Raw genomic sequence first — 17,103 nt, forward strand, 5'->3', positions numbered from 1 at the left:
CCATGTTCCACAGCCCTTCCAAGCACAAGGACTTCGGGGTGTTCCTGCCGGTGGCCAACGGCGGCTGGATCATCTCCAAGACCACCCCCGTCCTCGACGGCCTCTATGCGACCAACAAGGCCGCCGCCGTGAAGGCCGACGAGGTCGGCATGGACTTCGTCATGTCGATGGGCAAGTTCCGCGGCTTCGGCGGCGAGACCGACCACTGGGGCACGGCCCTGGAGTCGGTGACGATGATGGCCGGCATCGCCGAGGCCACCAGGAACGTCCGCATCTGGGCCACCATCCACCCGCTGCTGCAGAACCCGGCCGTGGCCGCCAAGATGATCGCCACCCTGGACCACATCAGCGGCGGCCGCGCGGGCCTCAACATCGTGGCCGGCGCCTATCGCGGCGAGTTCGCCCAGATGGGGGCCTGGGACGACGCCCTGACCCACGACGACCGCTACGTCCTGACCGAGGAGTGGACGAAGATCGTCAAGCGCCTGTGGAGCGAGGACAGTGTCGATTTCGACGGCAAGTTCTTCACGATGAAGGACTGCCAGTCCAAGCCCAAGCCGCTGTCCAAGCCGCGTCCGGAGCTGATCTGCGCGGGCATGAGCGACCGGGGCTTCCAGTTTTCGGTGCGCGAGGCCGACGTCTGCTTCATCGGCGGCCGCACGCCCGAAGAGCGCCGCGACGCCAGCCGCCGGGCCAAGATCGCCGCCGAGGGCATGGGCAAGACCATCAAGACCTACGCCATGTGCACCGTCGTCCACGCCGAGAGCGACGCCGGCGCCGAGGCCCTCGTTCAGCGCTACAAGGGCGGGGCCGACATGGGCGCGATCCTGGCCATGCTGGAAAGCTGGGGCGTGCCGGCCGAGAAGCTGTCGACCGTCGCCGCCCAGCAGGGCGCGTTCATGACCCACACCGTGGTCGGCTCGCCCGCCACCTGCGCCGAGCAGGTTCAGGCCTTCGTCACCGACTGCGAGCTGGACGGGCTGATGCTGATCTTCCCCGACTATGTGGAGGGCCTCTCCATGTTCGGCTCGGAGATCCTGCCGGGCCTGCGCTCGGTGTTCTCGTGAGCGGGCTGCCGGCCTGGATCGCGCCGGGCCGTACGGCGCTGGCGGTGATCGACATTCAGGTCGACTTCGCCTCGCCCGACGGCCTGCTGGGCCAGTACGGCGTCGACATGGGCATGGCCGCGCCGGCCGTCGACGCGGCCGGTCGCCTGGTCGAGGCGGCGCGCGCGGCCGGCGTGCCTGTCGTGTTCGTCGGCCTGTTCACGTCGCCGGAAACCGACAGCCCGTCGTGGAACGAGCGCATGCGCCGGCGGGGCGGGGATCCCGACAGCGAGGCGGCTCTGTGCCGCGTCGACCAGCCGGGCAGCGTCTTCCATGGTCCCCAGCCGGCCGAGGGCGACCTTGTGGTGGCCAAGACCCGCTACAGCGCCTTCGTCGGCACCGACTTCGACGCCCGCCTGAGGGCCATGGGCGTCGACACGCTCGTGGTCTGCGGCCTGACCACCGAGTGCTGCGTGGCGGCCACCGCCGCCGACGCCTTCGACCTCGATTACCACGTCTTCGTCGCCGCCGACGCCTGCGCGGCCTACGAGCCCGACCTGCACGAGGTCGCTCTGAAGACGATGGGGCTCAACACCGCGATCCTCACCGACAGCGTCGAGGTCGCCAAAGCCTGGAAGGAGGCCGCGTGATGGCCGACGGGTTCGCCAACCTCGCGGGCGTCGCCGCCCCCTATGTCGTCACCGAGGCCGACCGGGCCGCCATCGCCGCTGCGATCAGCGAGGCCGAGATCGTCGAACTGGCCCTGACGCTGGGCAACATTCCCGCGCCCTCCGGCAAGGAGCTGGAGGCGGCGAATTACGTCTACGACTGGATGGCGCGTGAGGGCTTCTCGCCGCGCAAGGTCGGGGCCACGCCCGAGCGTCCCAACGTCATCGGCACGCACGGCGGCAAGGGTGTGGGCAAGAACCTGCTCTTCACCGCCCACCTCGATACCGAGGCGCCGACCTGGAACCCGGACCTGGACGCCTACAAATACAGCCCCGCCACCCTGGCCAATCCCGAGTGGGAGAAGTGCTGGCTGGAGGACGGCAAGCTCTATGGCTATCCGATCGCCAACGACCGCGGGCCGATGGCCTGCTTTCTCATTGCCGCCAAGGCGCTGAAGGCCGCCGGCTACGAGCTGGCCGGCAAGATGTACCTGACCGCCTGCCCCGGCGAGATCGGCCCCGAGCCGATCGAGGAGCATCGCGGCGTCGCCTACATGGGCAAGGACATCGGCGCCCACTACCTGTTCCACCACGGCGGGGTGGCCCCCGACTACGCCATCGCCGCCGAGGGCTGCGACTTCGGCCTGACCTGGGTGGGCTGCGGCTATGCGGTGTTTCGGATCACGATCTGGGGCGAGGGGGTGTTCACCCCGCTGCTGACCCATCCGGCCACGGCCGCCGAGCACCCCAACCCGCTCTACAAGATCGGCAAGCTGACGGAGGCCATCCACGCCTGGAGCGGCCAGTGGGAGAAGACCAGCCTCTATGAGAGCCCCGGCGGCGTGGCCCAGCCCAAGTCGCAGCTGGCCTCGATCCGCGGCGGCATCCCCTACGCCTTCGGGGCGGGCACCGAGCGGGTGAACCTCTATCTGGAGGTGGGCCTCAACCCTCGCCAGCGGGTGGCCGACATCCAGCATTCGCTGGAAGCCATGGTCCGCGAGACCGGCGTCACGGGGATCGAGATCGAGCCGGTGGTCGTGCGCCACGGTTTCGAGGCCGACGCCGCCGAGGTGGCCCCGCTGGTCGGGGCGGTGGACGTCGCCACCCAGCTGTCGCTGGGCCATCCGGTGGCCCGCGCGGCCAGCGTCTATTCCAGCATGTGGCGCGACCACAACGTCTTCAACATGCACCGCATCCCGGCCATCACCACGGGCTTCGCCCGCTGGCGGCCGACGCCGAAGGACCTGGTGGACAGCGCGCTCGTCTACGCCCTGACTGCCCTGGCCGTCTGCGGCCGCGCCGAGACGGGCGAGGCGAGCAACCGCGCCCCGCCGGTCTATGGCGACAACCCGTTCGGGGGCGAGTGATGGGCGCGGCCCAGGCCCTGGAGGTTCCCGACGCCGCCCTGTTCCGCAAGGCGATGGGCGGCTTCGCGGCCGGCGTGACGGTGGTCACCACCGCGCTGGACGGACGGCTCAGCGGCACGACGGTCAGCGCGTTCTCGTCGCTGTCGATGGATCCGCCGCTGGTGCTGGCCTGTCTCAAGCGCGGCAGCCGCACCCTCTCGGCCGTGCAGGAGGCCGGGGTGTTCTGCGTCAACATCCTGGCCGCCGACCAGGGCGAGCTGGCCTACGCCTTCGCCAAGTCGGGCTGCGACGAGCGCTTCGCCCTGGCGGCGCTCGAGCCCGGCGCCACCGCCGCCCCGGTGCTGGCCGGCTGCGTGGCGGTGGTCGAATGCGCGCTGCACGTCGCCCACGACGGCGGCGACCACGAGATCCTCGTCGGCCGGGTCGCCTCAGTCCGCATCAACGAGTCCAAGCCGCCGCTCGTCTACGTGCGCGGCCAGTTCCTTAAATCCTGAGAGAGCGTGAGATGGCTTACGACGTGCTGGAAGTGAAGCCGATGACCCGCCGGATCGGCGCCGAGGTGTTCGGCGTCGACCTGGGCCAGCCGCTGTCGAACCGGCAGTTCGAGGAGCTGCACCGGGCCCTGACCCAGTACCAGGTGCTGTTCTTCCGCGATCAGCAGATGACCCACGACGCCCACAAGGCGCTGGGCCGCAAGTTCGGGCCGCTGGCCATCCATTCGGGCGTGCCGGGCCTGGCCGACCACCCCGAGGTCGTGGCCATCCACGCCGACGAGAACTCCAAGTTCGTGGCCGGCGAGAGCTGGCACTCCGACCTGACCTGCGATCCCGAACCGCCCCTGGGCAGCATCCTGCACATGCCCATCGTGCCCGACGACGGCGGCGACACCGTCTTCGCCAGCATGTACGCGGCCTACGACACGCTGTCGGACCGGATGAAGGCCTATCTGGAGGGGCTGACCGCCGTCCACGACGCCAACCCGATCTACAAGGCGCTGTTTCCCGACATCGACCGGCAGTACAACCGCACCGCCCATCCGGTGGTGCGCACCCATCCGGTCAGCGGCCGCAAGAGCGTGTTCGTCAATCCGTCCTACACCACCCACATCGTCGGCCTGCCCAAGGCCGAAAGCGCGGCGATCCTTTCCTATCTCTACCACCACGCCGGCAACCCGGACTTCCAGGTGCGCTTCCGCTGGCGGCCCAATTCGGTGGCCTTCTGGGACAACCGCTGCACCTGGCACCAGGCGATCTGGGACTATTTCCCCGACGTGCGCTCGGGCTTCCGGGTGACCATCGCGGGCGACCGGCCGGTTTAAAGATGCTCCCCCTGAAGGGGGAGCTGTCTGAAGGGGGAGCTGTCGCGGAGCGACTGAGGGGGAAGGCGGTCAGCTTCAGCGGAAGCTGAAAACGTCCCCCCTCCGGCCCTCCGAGCCACCTCCCCCTTCAGGGGGAGGATCTTGTTGACCCGGCCATCCGTCTCGTCGTTGATGCACGCCTGGGTTCTAGGGGCTTTCGATGACGAAAAAGGGTGGCGTGGGCTTTGTCCTGGGCGTGTGCGGCGGGATCATCTTCGGCGCGCTGATCGACAACATGGCCATCGGCCTGATCCTGGGCTTCGCGGTCGGCTTTGGCCTGATCAAGCTGGGCGGCAAGAAGGCCTCTGAATAGGCCCTAGTTCCTGCGGAAGTCGGCCGTGCGCTTGCCCATGAAGGCGGCGATGGCCTCCCGGTGGTCGCCGCTGGCGATCAGGGCCGGCAGTTCCTCCTCCACATAGGCCTTGCCGTCGATCACCCGCTTGGTGGCCTCGACGGCCAGCGGCGCGCGCGACGATATGGCCTCGGCCAGCTTCATGGCCTCGCGCAGCAGCGTGCCGGGCGTATGGACCGCCGTGACGATGCCGTCGAACAGGGCCCGGGCGGCGTCGAACCGGGCGCCGGTCAAGAGGTGGGCCTTGGCCCGCGCGGCGCCGATCAGCCGGGGCAGGCGCGTGGCCGAGGCCACCAGGCCGATGTTCACCCCCGAGGCGGCGAAGGTCGCCCGGTCGCTGGCCAGGCGGATGTCGCAGGCCAGGGCCAGTTCCAGCCCGCCGCCGAAGCACCAGCCGTCGACGGCGGCGATGGTCGGCACCCGCAGGGCCTCGACCCAGTCCATCAGCCGGTTGAAGTCCTCGACCGCCGCCAGGGCGCCGTCGCCGCGCACGGCCGCCTCGCGCAGGTCGTCGCCGGCGCAGAACACCCCGCCCCGGCCGGTCAGCACCACCGCGCGCACGTCGTCGTCGGTGGCGATCTCGTCCAGCGCCCGGACCAGCTGGGCGCGCAGGGCAAGGCCCAGCGCATTGGCCGGCGGGGCGTCCAGCTCCAGTAGGATGATGGAGCCCGTGGGGCGCGAGACGTGAAGCATCGGCGGGATCGTCGGCGTCATGGACGCAACCTCGCCCGACACGTCGAGAATGGGAAGCGCGCAACCTGTGGAAGGATGGGTCGTTTCATTCGCAACCATGTTGCGACGCACAAGGATTCCGCTTGCCAGATCGGAAGCCTTGTCTCAGCCTCGCCCGTACCGGCCTGCCGAGCGTGGCTGGAGAACACGATAAGAACGACGGTCCGGCGGCGCATTTTTCCCACGCGTCGCACCGTACCGCGGAGCGCAAACAGCCACTACGGCGTTCATGTTGCAGCGCCGAAGAGCCGGGGAGTGAGATGACGACCGCGACCCTCGAGACCGCCGCGTCTCCCGTCAAGGACCTGTACGAGATCGGCGAGATCCCGCCGCCGTTCCATGTGCCCAAGTCGATGTACGCCTGGACGATCCGCAAGGAACGCCACGGCCCGCCGGGCTCGGCCATGCAGGTCGAGGTGGTGCCCACCTGGGAGATCGGCGAGGACGAGGTGCTGGTCCTCGTGATGGCCGCCGGCGTCAACTACAACGGCATCTGGGCCGCCCTGGGCGAGCCGATCAGCCCGCTCGACGGCCACAAGCATCCGTTCCACATCGCCGGCTCCGACGCCTCGGGCATCGTCTGGGCGGTAGGCGCCAAGGTGAAGCGCTGGAAGCTGGGCGACGAGGTCGTCATCCACTGTAACCAGGACGACGGCGACGACGAGGAGTGCAACGGCGGCGACCCGATGTACTCGTCCAGCCAGCGTATCTGGGGCTACGAGACGCCGGACGGCAGCTTCGCCCAGTTCTGCCGGGTGCAATCCCGTCAATTGATGCCGCGTCCCCGCCACCTGACCTGGGAAGAGGCGGCCTGCTACACCCTGACCCTGGCCACGGCCTACCGCATGCTGTTCGGCCACAAGCCGCATGAGCTGAAGCCCGGCCAGAACGTGCTGGTCTGGGGCGCCTCGGGCGGGCTGGGCGTCTTCGCCGTGCAGCTGGCGGCGGTCGCGGGCGCCAACGCCATCGGCGTGGTCAGCGACGACGACAAGCGCGAGTTCGTGCTGTCGATGGGCGCCAAGGCGGTGCTGAACCGCAAGGAATTCAACTGCTGGGGCCAACTGCCCAAGGTCAACGGCCCCGAGTTCGCCGACTACATGAAGGAGAGCCGCAAGTTCGGCAAAGCCATCTGGCAGATCACCGGCAACCGCGACGTCGACCTGGTCTTCGAGCACCCCGGGGAGTCGACCTTTCCGGTGTCGGTGTTCGTGGTCAAGCGCGGCGGCATGGTCGCCATCTGCGCCGGCACCAGCGGCTTCAACCTGACCATGGACGCGCGGTTCCTGTGGATGCGCCAGAAGCGCGTGCAGGGGTCCCACTTCGCCAACCTGATGCAGGCCAGCGCCGCCAACCAGCTGGTCATCGACCGCCGCGTCGATCCCTGCCTGTCGGAAGTGTTCCCGTGGGACCAGATCCCCGCCGCCCACGAGAAGATGCTGGCCAACCAGCACCTGCCCGGCAACATGGGCGTGCTGGTCTGCGCCCAGCGGCCCGGCCTGCGCACTTTCGAAGAGGTGCAGGAGCTGAGCGGGGAGGGGTGAGCGCATGGAAACGGGGGAACGCAGCGTCTGCATGCAAGACGCCGGCCCGGAACCAGGGTCTCTTCCCTTCAGTTTCGAGACCGAAGGAGTGCGCCATGACCGACATCACCTACACCATCGTCGAGCACGACGGCGGCTGGGCCTACAAGCTGGGCGACGTGTTTTCGGAGACCTTCCGTAGTCACGACGCCGCCCTGGCCGCGGCCAAGCGCGCGGCCGGCGAGCAGAAGGTGGCGGGCGATACGGTCGGCATCACCTACGAGGACGACCGCGGCCAGTGGCGCGAGGAGCTGTCCGACGGCCATGACCGTCCGACAACGCACGTGAAGGGCTGAGGCCCTTCCCCTTCCAGTCTCCCGTCATTCCCGCCCTTGTGGCGGGAACCCCTCTGTCGGCCGCAAGTGCGGATGGGGCGGACTGCTGAGCAGTCCGCTCGCGCTTCACGTGCGAGCGGACCCAGGGTTTCCCGCCACAAGGGCGGGAATGACGGGAGGGTAGGGAATAGGCAGGTTCTATTTTCGATCCGTCACGTATCGAAATTGCTCTTGGCAACCTCGCCGCCCCGTCGCACAGTCGTCGCCCTGAACATCGGCGGAGGGGCGTCATGGGGTGGAAGAGCAAGGTCGCGCTGGGCGCGGTCGGCGTGGTCGCGGTGCTGGCCGGGGTGGTGGTCGTGCGGACCGTCACGTTCAAGCCGCCGGCCCAGGCGGGCGAGGTTCCGCTGGCCGCCGCGCGCCCGTTCGACGCCGCCCGGGCCGCCGCCCACCTGGGCGAGGCGATCCGCTTCCAGACCGTCAGCCACCAGAACGCCGCCGACAACGACCTTTCCCAATGGGACGCCCTGCACGGCTGGCTGCAGGCGACCTATCCGGCCGCCCACAAGGCCATGACCCGCGAGGTCGTCGGCGGCCACGCCCTGATCTACACGTGGAAGGGCTCGGACCCGGCGCTGCCGCCGCTGGTGCTGATGGCCCACCAGGACGTGGTGCCGGTGACGCCCGGCACCGAAAAGGACTGGAAGCATCCGCCGTTCGCCGGCGTGGTGGCCGACGGCGCGGTCTGGGGACGCGGCGCGATCGACGACAAGGGCTCGCTGATCGGCCTCTTCGAGGCGGTCGACGGCCTGGCGGCCGGCGGCTTTTCGCCCAAGCGCACCGTGATCATCGCCAGCGGTCATGACGAGGAGGTCGGCGGGGCCGGCGCCCGGGCCGTGGCCGCCACGCTGAAGGCCCGGGGCGTCAAGGCCTGGTTCGTGCTCGACGAGGGCATGGTGGTGGTGGCCGACAATCCGGTCACCCAAGGTCCGGCCGCGATCATCGGCGTCGCCGAGAAGGGCTATGGCACGCTCAAGGTCACCGCGCCGGCGCCCGGCGGCCACTCCTCGACCCCTCCGCCGCAGACCGGCGTCACCACCCTGGCCCGCGCCGTGCTGGCCATCGCCGACCATCCGCACCCGATGAAGTTCGAGGGCCCTGGCGCCGACATGCTGAAGTCGCTGGCCCCCAGCGCCTCGCCGACGGTGAAGATGGCGGCCGCCAACAGCTGGCTGTTCTCGCCGCTGCTGGTCCAGCAGACGGCCAAGTCGCCGGCCGGGGCGGCCATGCTGCACACCACCATCGCGCCGACCATGCTGAAGGGCTCGCCCAAGGAGAACGTGCTGCCCCAGGACGCCACGGCCTGGATCAACTACCGCATCGCGCCGGGCGACAGCTCGACCGCCGTCATGGCCCGGGCCAAGGACGCGGTGGGCGACCTGCCGGTGCAATTGGCCTGGGAACGGCAGCTGAACGAACCCTCGCCGGTGTCGTCGACGACGTCGGAGGGCTGGAAGACCCTGGCCTCGCTGGCCGGGAACGAGAGCGGCGCCCCGGTCGCGCCGGGCCTCGTCATCGCCGCCACCGACAGCCGCTTCATGTCGCCGATCGCCGACGACATCTACCGCTTCCAGCCGATCACCCTGTCGATGGACGGCACCAAGATGATCCACGGCACCAACGAGCACATGACCCTGGCCAACCTGGAAGAGATGGTGCGGTTCTATCAGCGGCTGGTGGAGACGGCGGGGCGATGACTTCCATTCCGTAAGACCCCCGCTTTCGCGGGGATTTTACGGGTAAGGGGTCTCACGGTCTTAAAACCGGGGCGGACTGACGCTAGAACCGCCCAATGCCCGCAGACGACGCTCCCGCCGCGACCAAGACCGCCAAGGCCCCGCCCGCCAAGTTCGGCAAGGGCTTCCTGTTCGACGCCTGGTACTATGCGGCCCTGTCGCGCGAGGTGAAGACCGGCAAGCTGGTCCGCTACGAGATCCTGGGCGAGCCGGTGCTGGTCAGCCGGGGCAAGGACGGCAAGGTGTTCGCCATCCGCGACGTCTGCCCGCACCGCGCCGCGCCCCTTTCCGGCGGCAAGCTGACGCAGGAGGCCGACGGCCGGTCCAGCGTCGAGTGCCCGTATCACGGCTGGCGGTTCGGCTCGGACGGGGTCTGCGCCTCGATCCCGTCGCTTACCTCCGACCAGAGCCTCGAGGTCTCGCGCATCCGCGTGCGGCGCTATCCGGCGGCCGAGAGCCAGGGGATGGTGTTCGTCTGGATCAGCGGCGATCCGCGCTTCGACGGCGATCCGACTGAGCCGCCGCCGTCCTTCCCCGGCGTGGTCGGCGGCGACGCCAAGATCGTCGACTCGATGATCTTCGAGACCCACATGGACCACGCGGTGGTCGGCCTGATGGACCCCACCCACGCGCCCTATGTGCACGAGGCCTGGTGGGCCCGCTCGTCCAAGCGCCAGTCGGAGAAGACCAAGGTCTTCGCACCGTCTCCCGAGGGCTTCGTCATGCGCCGTCACGGCCGCAGCAAGGCCAACCGCCTGTACGACATCCTTGGCGGCGCGCCGGAGATCGAGATCACCTTCCGCCTGCCCGGCTATCGCTGGGAGCACATCGTGGTGGGCAAGCGTCAGGTGCTGGCCCTGACCTGCCTGACCCCGCTGACCGAGACCAGCACGCGGATCAGCCAGCTGATCTGGTCGGACCATCCGGTGATGATGCTGCGGGCCCTGATCGCCCCCTTCGCCCGCGAGTTCCTGCGCCAGGACGGCCGCATGGTGAACCTGCAGAACGAGGGGCTGAAATACGACCCGGCCCTGATCTGGATCGACGACGCCGACACCCAGGCCAAGTGGTACCAGCAGCTGAAGCGCGAATGGACCGCCAGCCGCGCCGAGGGCCGGCCGTTCGTCAATCCGGTCAAGGAAACCACGCTGAAGTGGCGCAGCTGAGCGTCGTTCAGCGGCGTCTCGTCGCCGTCCTGACGACCCTGCCCGACGCGGCCGGCTGGCGCTGGTGCGCCCTGGCGTCCGTGATCTGCGGCGCGGCGATGGCCGCCATCGGCTTTTCGACCGGCCTCTATCGGCTGACCGAAACCGCGCCCGGCCTGCCGCTGCGGCTTCTGACGGTGTGGATCGTCCCGGCGCTGGGCGAGGAGATCCCGTTCCGCGGCCTGCTGCTGCCCGGCCGCGACGAGACCCGCCGGCCGTGGCTGTGGGTCGCCGTCTCGACCGCGCTCTATGTCGCCTGGCATCCGTTCGAGACCCTGACCTTCCTGCCGCACGCCACGACCTTCCTGCGGTGGGACTTCCTGCTGTGCACCGCGATCCTGGGCCTTGCCTGCGCCCTGATGCGCCTGCGCACCGGCTCGCTGTGGCCGGCGGTGCTGCTGCACGGCGGCTTCGTGGTGCTGTGGCAGACCTGGCTGGGCGGGGTCAGCGCGCTGGGGTGAGGGAGGGCGTGCTCCAATCCCGCCTTCCTTTTATCTCCCGTCATTCCCGCCCTTGTGGCGGGAACCCCTGCGTCCGCCCGCACGTGCAGCGCCAGCGGCGTGCTCGGCGCGCCGCCCTATCCGCCCTTGCGACTGAAAGAGAGGTTCCCGCCACAAGGGCGGGAATGACGGGAGTGGAAGGGGGCAAACGCGAAAACCCGCCTGGTCGGGGGACCAGGCGGGCTCGCACGGAGCGCGCGGGGACGGGGGTTGGGGAGCGCGCCCCGAACCTCGTTTAGGCGCGGTAGACGTAGGCGCTGGAGACGTAGCCGACGCCGACGCCGTTCTGGCCGACCAGGATCCACTTGCCGTCGCCGGTGCGGCCCAGGGCCTGGAAGGTCTCGCCGGCGACGACCGAGCCGACGCGCTGGCCGCGGGTCGAGGCCGAGGCGCGCAGGTTCAGGGTCGAGCGGGCGACGTACTTGCCGGTGATCTTGGTCATCGGCGCGGAGTCGACGTTGTGCGAGATCTTGATGCCGTTGCTGGTCTTGTAGGAGCCGCCGACGTCGTTGGAGGCCTGCTTCTTCTGCATGCTGCAACCGACGTAGGAGCCGGTGCCCGCGCCGACCACGGCGCCGATGGCGGTGCCCGCGCCGCGCTCGTTCTTGGCCAGGTTCGAGCCGGCGACGGCGCCCAGCAGGCCGCCGATTACGGCGCCCGCTTCCTGCTTCTTGCCCGAGGCGTCGCAGCCGACGACGCCGCCCAGGCGCTGTTCGACGGCGTTGGCGGCCGGGGCCGAAGCCATGGTGAAGGCGGTGGCGGCGGCGGCGATGGTCAGGCCGATCGTCTTGATCTTGTTGGTCTTGTGCATGGCGATAATCCTTCGTCCCTTTGAATTGGTCCGGAGCCGTCGGCCCCGTGAGACGCAACATCGCAGGCCGAAGCTGAACCGAGCCGTCAGGTCGTTCGACAGAATTCGTTCATGTTGGAATTTTTTCGAAACCCGGTTTGCGACGCCTCGAAAGTCGTGGTGCGCAAATACACAACTATCGGACGCATTGTTGAGTTAGGATGCTTTGATGGCGCGGCCCGCAACCCCGCGTCGGGGAAGGGGACCGACCCATGAGGAAGATCGCGATTGCGACGGCCGCGACCGTCGCGCTGTGCGCCGGCCTGGCCGGCTGCGACAAGGCGCCGGAAGCCACCGCGCCCAAGCCCGAGGCGCTGCTGGACGTGGCGGTGATCACGCCCGTGCCGCTGCCGACCACGGCGAACTATCCGGTGGCCGCCGCCACGATCAACGGCTGGATCGCCAACGCCGACACCGCCGCCATCCGCAACCACGCCTGGCAGATCTGGCAGGCCATGGCCCAGCCTTCGGGCCAGTCGTTCAACGGCCAGTCGCTGCCGATCTGGGAAACCTGGGCCGGCACCGATGACGTCTTCCCGCCCGCGCCGCCGGCCGGGGCCGCCGCCGCCGCGACCACCACGACTGTCGCCCAGCGCGTGGCCGCGCCGCGCAAGCTGCGCGTCTTCCAGCAGCCGAACCAGTTCCACCACGGCCGCGGCGGCATCACGCCGACCAAGTTCGACACCACGGTGACCTCGTTCAACAAGTTCAGCCCCGAGGCGGCGGCCTTCCTGGACGCCTCGCACCCGGGTCCCGGCGGCGTCTCCTATCGCTACTCCAGCACCAGCGACATGCAGAAGCTGAACACCTCGTGGCCGGCGGGCACCACGCCCCAGAACCGCGGCGTGCAGGAGTTCCCGGTGCGCGGTCTCGAGCTGAAGCCGGTGTTCGGTCTGGTCCACGCCAAGGGCCTGACGGTCCAGCCGCTGTGGCAGGGGCCGGCGGCCTCGACCAACGCCCAGAACCCCGAGCCCCAGACCTGGACCACCTGCGTGCTGGTGGCTCCGACCGGCCAGGGCCCGGTGCGTCCGGCCACCCCGCGCGAGATCGCCAGCATCCGCGACCCGGGCGCCTGCAAGACCTTCCTGTGGGCGCCGATGAGCACCTTCTACTCGGTCAAGCTCAGCGCCGCCGAGGCCAAGGACTACAACACCGCCAACAGCCTGACCGGCGCCGACGCGGCCGCGGCCGGCGACTTCGCCGTGCTGCAGGCCATGCACGTCAACAGCAAGGAAATCCCGTTCTGGACCTGGCAGACCTTCTGGTGGCAGCCGGGCGCCGACACGCCCAATGGCTTCCCCGGCAGCAAGCAGGGCCAGCCGGCGAGCCTGACCGGTCCGTGGACCAACTACGCCACCTGCACGGCCTACGACCAGACGACCACGCAAGGCGGCTCGACCATGACCGTCTGCTTCAACCCCTATCTGGAGACCAGCACCGGCATCCCGGCCGGCATCACCTCCAACTGCATGAGCTGCCACGGCGTGGCGGTGATCACCGCCGGCAACGCGCCCTATCCGGCCGACTACAAGAAGCCGATCGCGTTCTTCAGCGACCCGCTCTACTTCACGACCAGCAACACCCACGCCGACTTCTCGTGGGCGCTGGCGGGCAATTCCGACCCGAACTGACGACCCCGCGCCCGTCCCTTCGGGGGCGGGCGCGCGCCTCTCCCGATCCCGGCTCTCGCGCAACCGCATGCTGCGTCGCGGCATTGCTCGCAGGTGCGAAAGGGATCAAAGTGCCGGAAAACATAAGTACGGCGCAGGGGAGTTTGAGAGCATGACCGACGCGGTCGCCCAGGAGTCCAAGTCCCTGATCCTGCCGGGCCTGACGGGCCTGCTGCGCGAGGCGGCGACTTCGGCCCAGACCTTCGTCGCCGAAGCCCGGCCCGCGGTGAAGGCCGCCGTCGTCGGCGCCGACGGCAGGATCGACCGCAAGCTCGCCGACGCCCAGCAGCACGCCGTCCACGGCTTTGGCTGGTACGCCGCCTATGCCGAGCTGATGAACCAGGTCGCCGGCTGGGCCGAGCGGCTGGAAGGCGAGGGGCGTTTCGGCGAGATCGAGGCCCTGCTGGCCCAGCTCCTGTTCTCCGAATACGCCGCCCAGCTGATCGGCGGCGTGCCGATGAACCAGGGCGAGATCGTCCGCCCCGCCCACCTGGTCACCGACCGCGCGGTGATGAACCGCCTGTTCTCCAACGGGATCATGAAGCTGATGGTCGAGGGCGGGACGCAAGCGGTGAAGACCCGCATCGCCCAGCGCCTGGCCGAAGCCAAGGGCCGCCCGACCCTGGAGCACACCGGTCTCGACGAGACCTTCGAGATGATCCGCGACCAGTTCCACGCCTTCGCCGAGGAGAAGGTCACGCCCTTCGCCCACGAGTGGCACCTGAAGGACCAGCTGATCCCGATCGAGCTCGTCGAGGAGCTGGGCGAGCTGGGCGTCTTCGGCCTGACCATCCCCGAGGAGTACGGCGGCAGCGGCATGGGCAAGACCGCCATGTGCGTGGTTTCCGAAGAGCTGTCGCGGGCCTGGATCGGCGTCGGTTCGCTGGCCACCCGCTCGGAGATCGCCGGCGAGCTGATCCTGACCGGCGGCACGGAAGACCAGAAGCAATACTGGCTGCCCAGGATCGCCAGCGCCGAGATCCTGCCGACCGCCGTGTTCACCGAACCCAACACCGGCTCGGATCTCGGCTCCTTGCGCACCCGCGCCGTGCTGGAGGGCGAGGCCTATGTGGTGACGGGCGCCAAGACCTGGATCACCCACGCCGCCCGCGCCGACGTCATGACCCTGCTGGTGCGCACCGACCCGGCCACCGCCGACTATCGCGGGCTGTCCATGCTGCTGGCCCCCAAGCCGCGCGGCGTCGAGGGCGACGATTTTCCGGCGCAGGGCATGAGCGGCGGCGAGATCGGCGTCATCGGCTATCGCGGCATGAAGGAATACGAGCTCGCCTTCGACGGCTTTTCCGTGCCGGCCGAGAACCTGCTGGGCGGCGTCCCGGGCCAGGGCTTCAAGCAGTTGATGGCCACCTTCGAGAGCGCCCGCATCCAGACGGCGGCGCGGGCGGTGGGCGTGGCCCAGGCGGCGCTCGAGGTGGGGCTTTCCTACGCGCTGGACCGCAAGCAGTTCGGCGACGCGATCTTCGCCTTCCCCCGGGTGCACAACAAGCTGGCGATGATGGCCGCCGAGATCATGGGCGTGCGCCAGCTGACCTATTTCGCCGCCCGCCAGAAGGACGAGGGCAAGCGCTGCGACCTTGAGGCCGGTATGGCCAAGCTGGTCGCCGCCCGCGTGGCCTGGGCCGCGGCCGACAACGCCTTGCAGATCCACGGCGGCAACGGCTTCGCCATGGAATACGCCGCCAGCCGCCTGCTGGCCGACGCCCGCATCCTCAACATCTTCGAGGGGGCCGGCGAGATCCAGGCCCAGGTCATCGCCCGGCGGCTGCTGGAGGACGGGAACTAGGGGCGCCCCCCTGAAGGGGGAGCTGTCGCGAAGCGACCGAGGGGGATGTGGTTTCAGGGCCGGCAGCCGCCTCGACGTCGGCAGGGACTTCTCCCTCCGGCCCTCCGGGCCGCCTCCCCCTTCAGGGGGAGGACCTTACGGCCGCGGCGTCCAGCCGGCGGCGATCAGGGCCACCTGCTTGTCCATGGCCGCCGACATCTCCTCCGCGCCCGCGCCGCGCGCGGCGGCCAGGCGGTAGTTGGAGGCGTAGCAGGCCTTCAGCACTTCCACCGTCAGGCCCAGATCGAGGTCGCCGCGCACGTCGCCGCGCGCCACGCCGTCATGCAGCACCTGCTCGAGCATGTCCGACAGCCGCTCGTTACGGCCGTAGGGGGTCACCCCCGGGTCGTTGCTCGGGCTGTAGGAGGCGGCGATGTGGGCCAGGAACAGCCGCACCCGCCGGGTCTCGAACTCGTAGTGGATGGCGAAGATCGAGCACAGCCGATCGGCCGTGGAGCCGCGCAGGAACGGCAGCACCCGGTCGAATTCGGCATAGAGGTCGCCGAGGCGCCGCTCCATCACGTGGCTGAGAACCTCGGCCTTGGACGCAAAGGTCGTGAAGACGCTGCCCACGGACACGCCCGCCCGTTCGGCGATGGCGCGGATCGTGGTCTCTTCGTAACCGGTCTCATTGAACAGGTCTCGCGCGGCTTCGAGCACGCGCTCGCGCGTCGCCTGTTTCTGTTCGTCGCGTACGCCCACGCAGTTCCCCCTCCGGACACGCAGCGCTGATTTCAAAACATCGAAACGCGCGCCCGACCCCAACGGGCGCTCGTCTCGTTCTTATTGTCGTTGACCTGGACGACCGGGGGGCGCTTCCGCCCCCCGGCGGAACCGTCCTCAGGCGCGCACGCCGGCGAGGATCAGCTTCAGCTGTTCACGCAGGTGAGCCACCAGGTTTTCGACCGTCCAGCCGTCGTAGACGGCGCGGCGGTAGTTGGCGACATACACGTCCCAAGCGATCTCGGCCACGAGTTTCGCGTCGACGTCGGCCTTCAGCTCGCCGGCCTGCACGCCGCGCTCCAGAGCGTCGGTGATCAGGGCGAACAGGTGCTTGATATCGGTGCGGGCGCGCTTTTCGGCGGCGTCCGAACGGGTCCAGCTGACCGCGATGCTGGCTTGCAGCAGCGGCAGTTGCTCCAGGTGGAAGCTGTAGGCGACGCCGAACAGGCCGATCAGGGCGTCGGCGACGGTCTCGCCTTCGCGGGCGGCCTGCTTCATCTGGGCGTAGATGACTTCGTAGTCGGCGGTCAGGATCTCGTCGAACAGTTCCGACTTGTCCGAGAAGCTGGCGAACACCGCGCCGGTCGACATGCCGGCGGCCTGGGCGATGTCACGGATCGTGGCGCCCTCATAGCCGCGCTCGCTGAACAGGCGGCGGGCGGCCGACAGGACGCGTTCGCGGGTGCGCTGCTTGGCGAGCGCCCGGCGGGTCAGCTTCACCGGGGTTTCGGAACCGGACTCGATGTTGACGGAAACAAAGCTCATGCGGCGGCCTCCAGGCGGGCGAGCGCGGCTTCGGCGCGCTTCTCAAATTCGATGCAATACTCGTCGACGACGTTTTGCAGGACGTCGGCGTAGCGGCGGGCGAGATCGCGCCCGTCCTGGGCGGCGTCTCGAAGGTCGATGATCAGTTGGCGGACTTCCGCGAGGGCTTCGTCCCTCTCGGATGGGGCCGCGGCGAGCCGTGCGCTCTGCGACATGATTTCTCTCTCCAGGCCGGCCGCGGGAACAAACTGCGCTGAACGATCCGCGGCTTGGCGTCGATCATGTTCAACGAACGCGCACTGTGAATTCAGGTGGGGCCGTCTACCCTTGCAAACAAGGCTTTTCAACCCACAAAACGTGTCAAAGTCTGTCAA

Annotated in this window: 18 protein-coding genes; 13 read left to right on the plus strand and 5 right to left on the minus strand. The window is 69.1% G+C overall.

From position 1 onward, the window contains the following. Positions 1-2: 2 nt before the first annotated feature. The 6 genes from DDF62_RS06685 (at position 3) to DDF62_RS25545 (ending at position 4,751) form a co-directional block, all read left to right on the plus strand. On the plus strand, positions 3-1,067 hold the full coding sequence (locus DDF62_RS06685) for an LLM class flavin-dependent oxidoreductase (protein ID WP_116488401.1): 1,065 nt from the start codon (positions 3-5) through the stop codon (positions 1,065-1,067). Beyond that, the gene (locus DDF62_RS06690) at positions 1,064-1,696 is read left to right on the plus strand and encodes a cysteine hydrolase family protein (protein WP_116488402.1); all 633 of its coding nucleotides are present in this window, start codon (positions 1,064-1,066) and stop codon (positions 1,694-1,696) included. The genes DDF62_RS06685 and DDF62_RS06690 overlap by 4 nt, the downstream gene beginning before the upstream one ends. Then, complete coding sequence (locus DDF62_RS06695) at positions 1,696-3,081, plus strand: zinc-binding metallopeptidase family protein (RefSeq protein WP_116488403.1); 1,386 nt, start codon at positions 1,696-1,698, stop codon at positions 3,079-3,081. The genes DDF62_RS06690 and DDF62_RS06695 overlap by 1 nt, the downstream gene beginning before the upstream one ends. Then, on the plus strand, positions 3,081-3,575 hold the full coding sequence (locus tag DDF62_RS06700; protein WP_116488404.1) for a flavin reductase family protein: 495 nt from the start codon (positions 3,081-3,083) through the stop codon (positions 3,573-3,575). Before DDF62_RS06695 ends, DDF62_RS06700 begins: the two co-directional genes overlap by 1 nt. 11 nt (positions 3,576-3,586) lie before the next feature. Further along, positions 3,587-4,399, plus strand: a complete 813-nt coding sequence (locus tag DDF62_RS06705) for a TauD/TfdA dioxygenase family protein (RefSeq protein WP_116488405.1) — start codon at positions 3,587-3,589, stop codon at positions 4,397-4,399. Positions 4,400-4,598: 199 nt separating this feature from the next. Further along, positions 4,599-4,751, plus strand: coding sequence for a hypothetical protein (locus DDF62_RS25545; RefSeq protein WP_165260644.1), 153 nt, complete (start codon positions 4,599-4,601; stop codon positions 4,749-4,751). Positions 4,752-4,754: 3 nt separating this feature from the next. Here DDF62_RS25545 and DDF62_RS06710 read toward each other — a convergent pair whose 3' ends face one another. Further along, a complete protein-coding gene (locus tag DDF62_RS06710) occupies positions 4,755-5,483 on the minus strand; it encodes an enoyl-CoA hydratase/isomerase family protein (RefSeq protein WP_116488473.1) in 729 nt (242 codons plus the stop codon). Between the two features lie 299 nt (positions 5,484-5,782). On the opposite strand from DDF62_RS06710, the gene ccrA reads away from it, so the two are divergent. The 5 genes from ccrA to DDF62_RS06735 all read left to right on the plus strand — a co-directional run bounded on the left by ccrA (position 5,783) and on the right by DDF62_RS06735 (position 10,839). Next, positions 5,783-7,063 (plus strand): crotonyl-CoA carboxylase/reductase, encoded by a 1,281-nt coding sequence (gene ccrA, locus DDF62_RS06715; protein ID WP_116488406.1) that lies wholly within the window; start codon positions 5,783-5,785, stop codon positions 7,061-7,063. Positions 7,064-7,158: 95 nt separating this feature from the next. Then, positions 7,159-7,398, plus strand: a complete 240-nt coding sequence (locus DDF62_RS06720) for a DUF2188 domain-containing protein (protein ID WP_116488407.1) — start codon at positions 7,159-7,161, stop codon at positions 7,396-7,398. Positions 7,399-7,667: 269 nt separating this feature from the next. Further along, positions 7,668-9,134 carry a M20 family peptidase gene (locus DDF62_RS06725; protein WP_116488408.1) on the plus strand — a complete coding sequence of 489 codons (1,467 nt, stop codon included), beginning with the start codon at positions 7,668-7,670 and terminating at the stop codon, positions 9,132-9,134. A gap of 95 nt (positions 9,135-9,229) precedes the next feature. Next, on the plus strand, positions 9,230-10,339 hold the full coding sequence (locus DDF62_RS06730; protein WP_116488409.1) for an aromatic ring-hydroxylating oxygenase subunit alpha: 1,110 nt from the start codon (positions 9,230-9,232) through the stop codon (positions 10,337-10,339). Then, entirely contained in the window at positions 10,327-10,839 is a 513-nt protein-coding gene (locus DDF62_RS06735; RefSeq protein WP_244286730.1) for a CPBP family glutamic-type intramembrane protease, read from the plus strand. The genes DDF62_RS06730 and DDF62_RS06735 overlap by 13 nt, the downstream gene beginning before the upstream one ends. Positions 10,840-11,113: 274 nt before the next feature. Here the strand turns inward: DDF62_RS06735 and DDF62_RS06740 are convergent, their stop codons facing one another. After that, positions 11,114-11,689 carry an SH3 domain-containing protein gene (locus DDF62_RS06740; RefSeq protein ID WP_116488411.1) on the minus strand — a complete coding sequence of 192 codons (576 nt, stop codon included), beginning with the start codon at positions 11,687-11,689 and terminating at the stop codon, positions 11,114-11,116. Positions 11,690-11,940: 251 nt separating this feature from the next. On the opposite strand from DDF62_RS06740, the gene DDF62_RS06745 reads away from it, so the two are divergent. Both DDF62_RS06745 and DDF62_RS06750 read left to right on the plus strand, forming a co-directional pair. Then, positions 11,941-13,359, plus strand: a complete 1,419-nt coding sequence (locus DDF62_RS06745) for a hypothetical protein (protein ID WP_116488412.1) — start codon at positions 11,941-11,943, stop codon at positions 13,357-13,359. A 151-nt stretch (positions 13,360-13,510) separates the two neighbouring features. Next, positions 13,511-15,202: an acyl-CoA dehydrogenase family protein gene (locus DDF62_RS06750; RefSeq protein WP_116488413.1), complete on the plus strand. Its 1,692-nt coding sequence runs from the start codon at positions 13,511-13,513 to the stop codon at positions 15,200-15,202. A gap of 135 nt (positions 15,203-15,337) precedes the next feature. Here the strand turns inward: DDF62_RS06750 and DDF62_RS06755 are convergent, their stop codons facing one another. The 3 genes from DDF62_RS06755 to DDF62_RS06765 form a co-directional block, all read right to left on the minus strand. Continuing rightward, the gene (locus DDF62_RS06755; RefSeq protein WP_116488414.1) at positions 15,338-15,943 is read right to left on the minus strand and encodes a TetR/AcrR family transcriptional regulator; all 606 of its coding nucleotides are present in this window, start codon (positions 15,941-15,943) and stop codon (positions 15,338-15,340) included. A 138-nt stretch (positions 15,944-16,081) separates the two neighbouring features. Next, on the minus strand, positions 16,082-16,729 hold the full coding sequence (locus tag DDF62_RS06760) for a TetR/AcrR family transcriptional regulator (RefSeq protein ID WP_101717069.1): 648 nt from the start codon (positions 16,727-16,729) through the stop codon (positions 16,082-16,084). Then, complete coding sequence (locus tag DDF62_RS06765) at positions 16,726-16,944, minus strand: CC0731 family SpdR-regulated protein (RefSeq protein ID WP_101717070.1); 219 nt, start codon at positions 16,942-16,944, stop codon at positions 16,726-16,728. The genes DDF62_RS06760 and DDF62_RS06765 overlap by 4 nt, the downstream gene beginning before the upstream one ends. Positions 16,945-17,103 lie beyond the last annotated feature (159 nt).

This window comes from Caulobacter radicis (genome assembly GCF_003094615.1).
Lineage (GTDB): Bacteria > Pseudomonadota > Alphaproteobacteria > Caulobacterales > Caulobacteraceae > Caulobacter > Caulobacter radicis.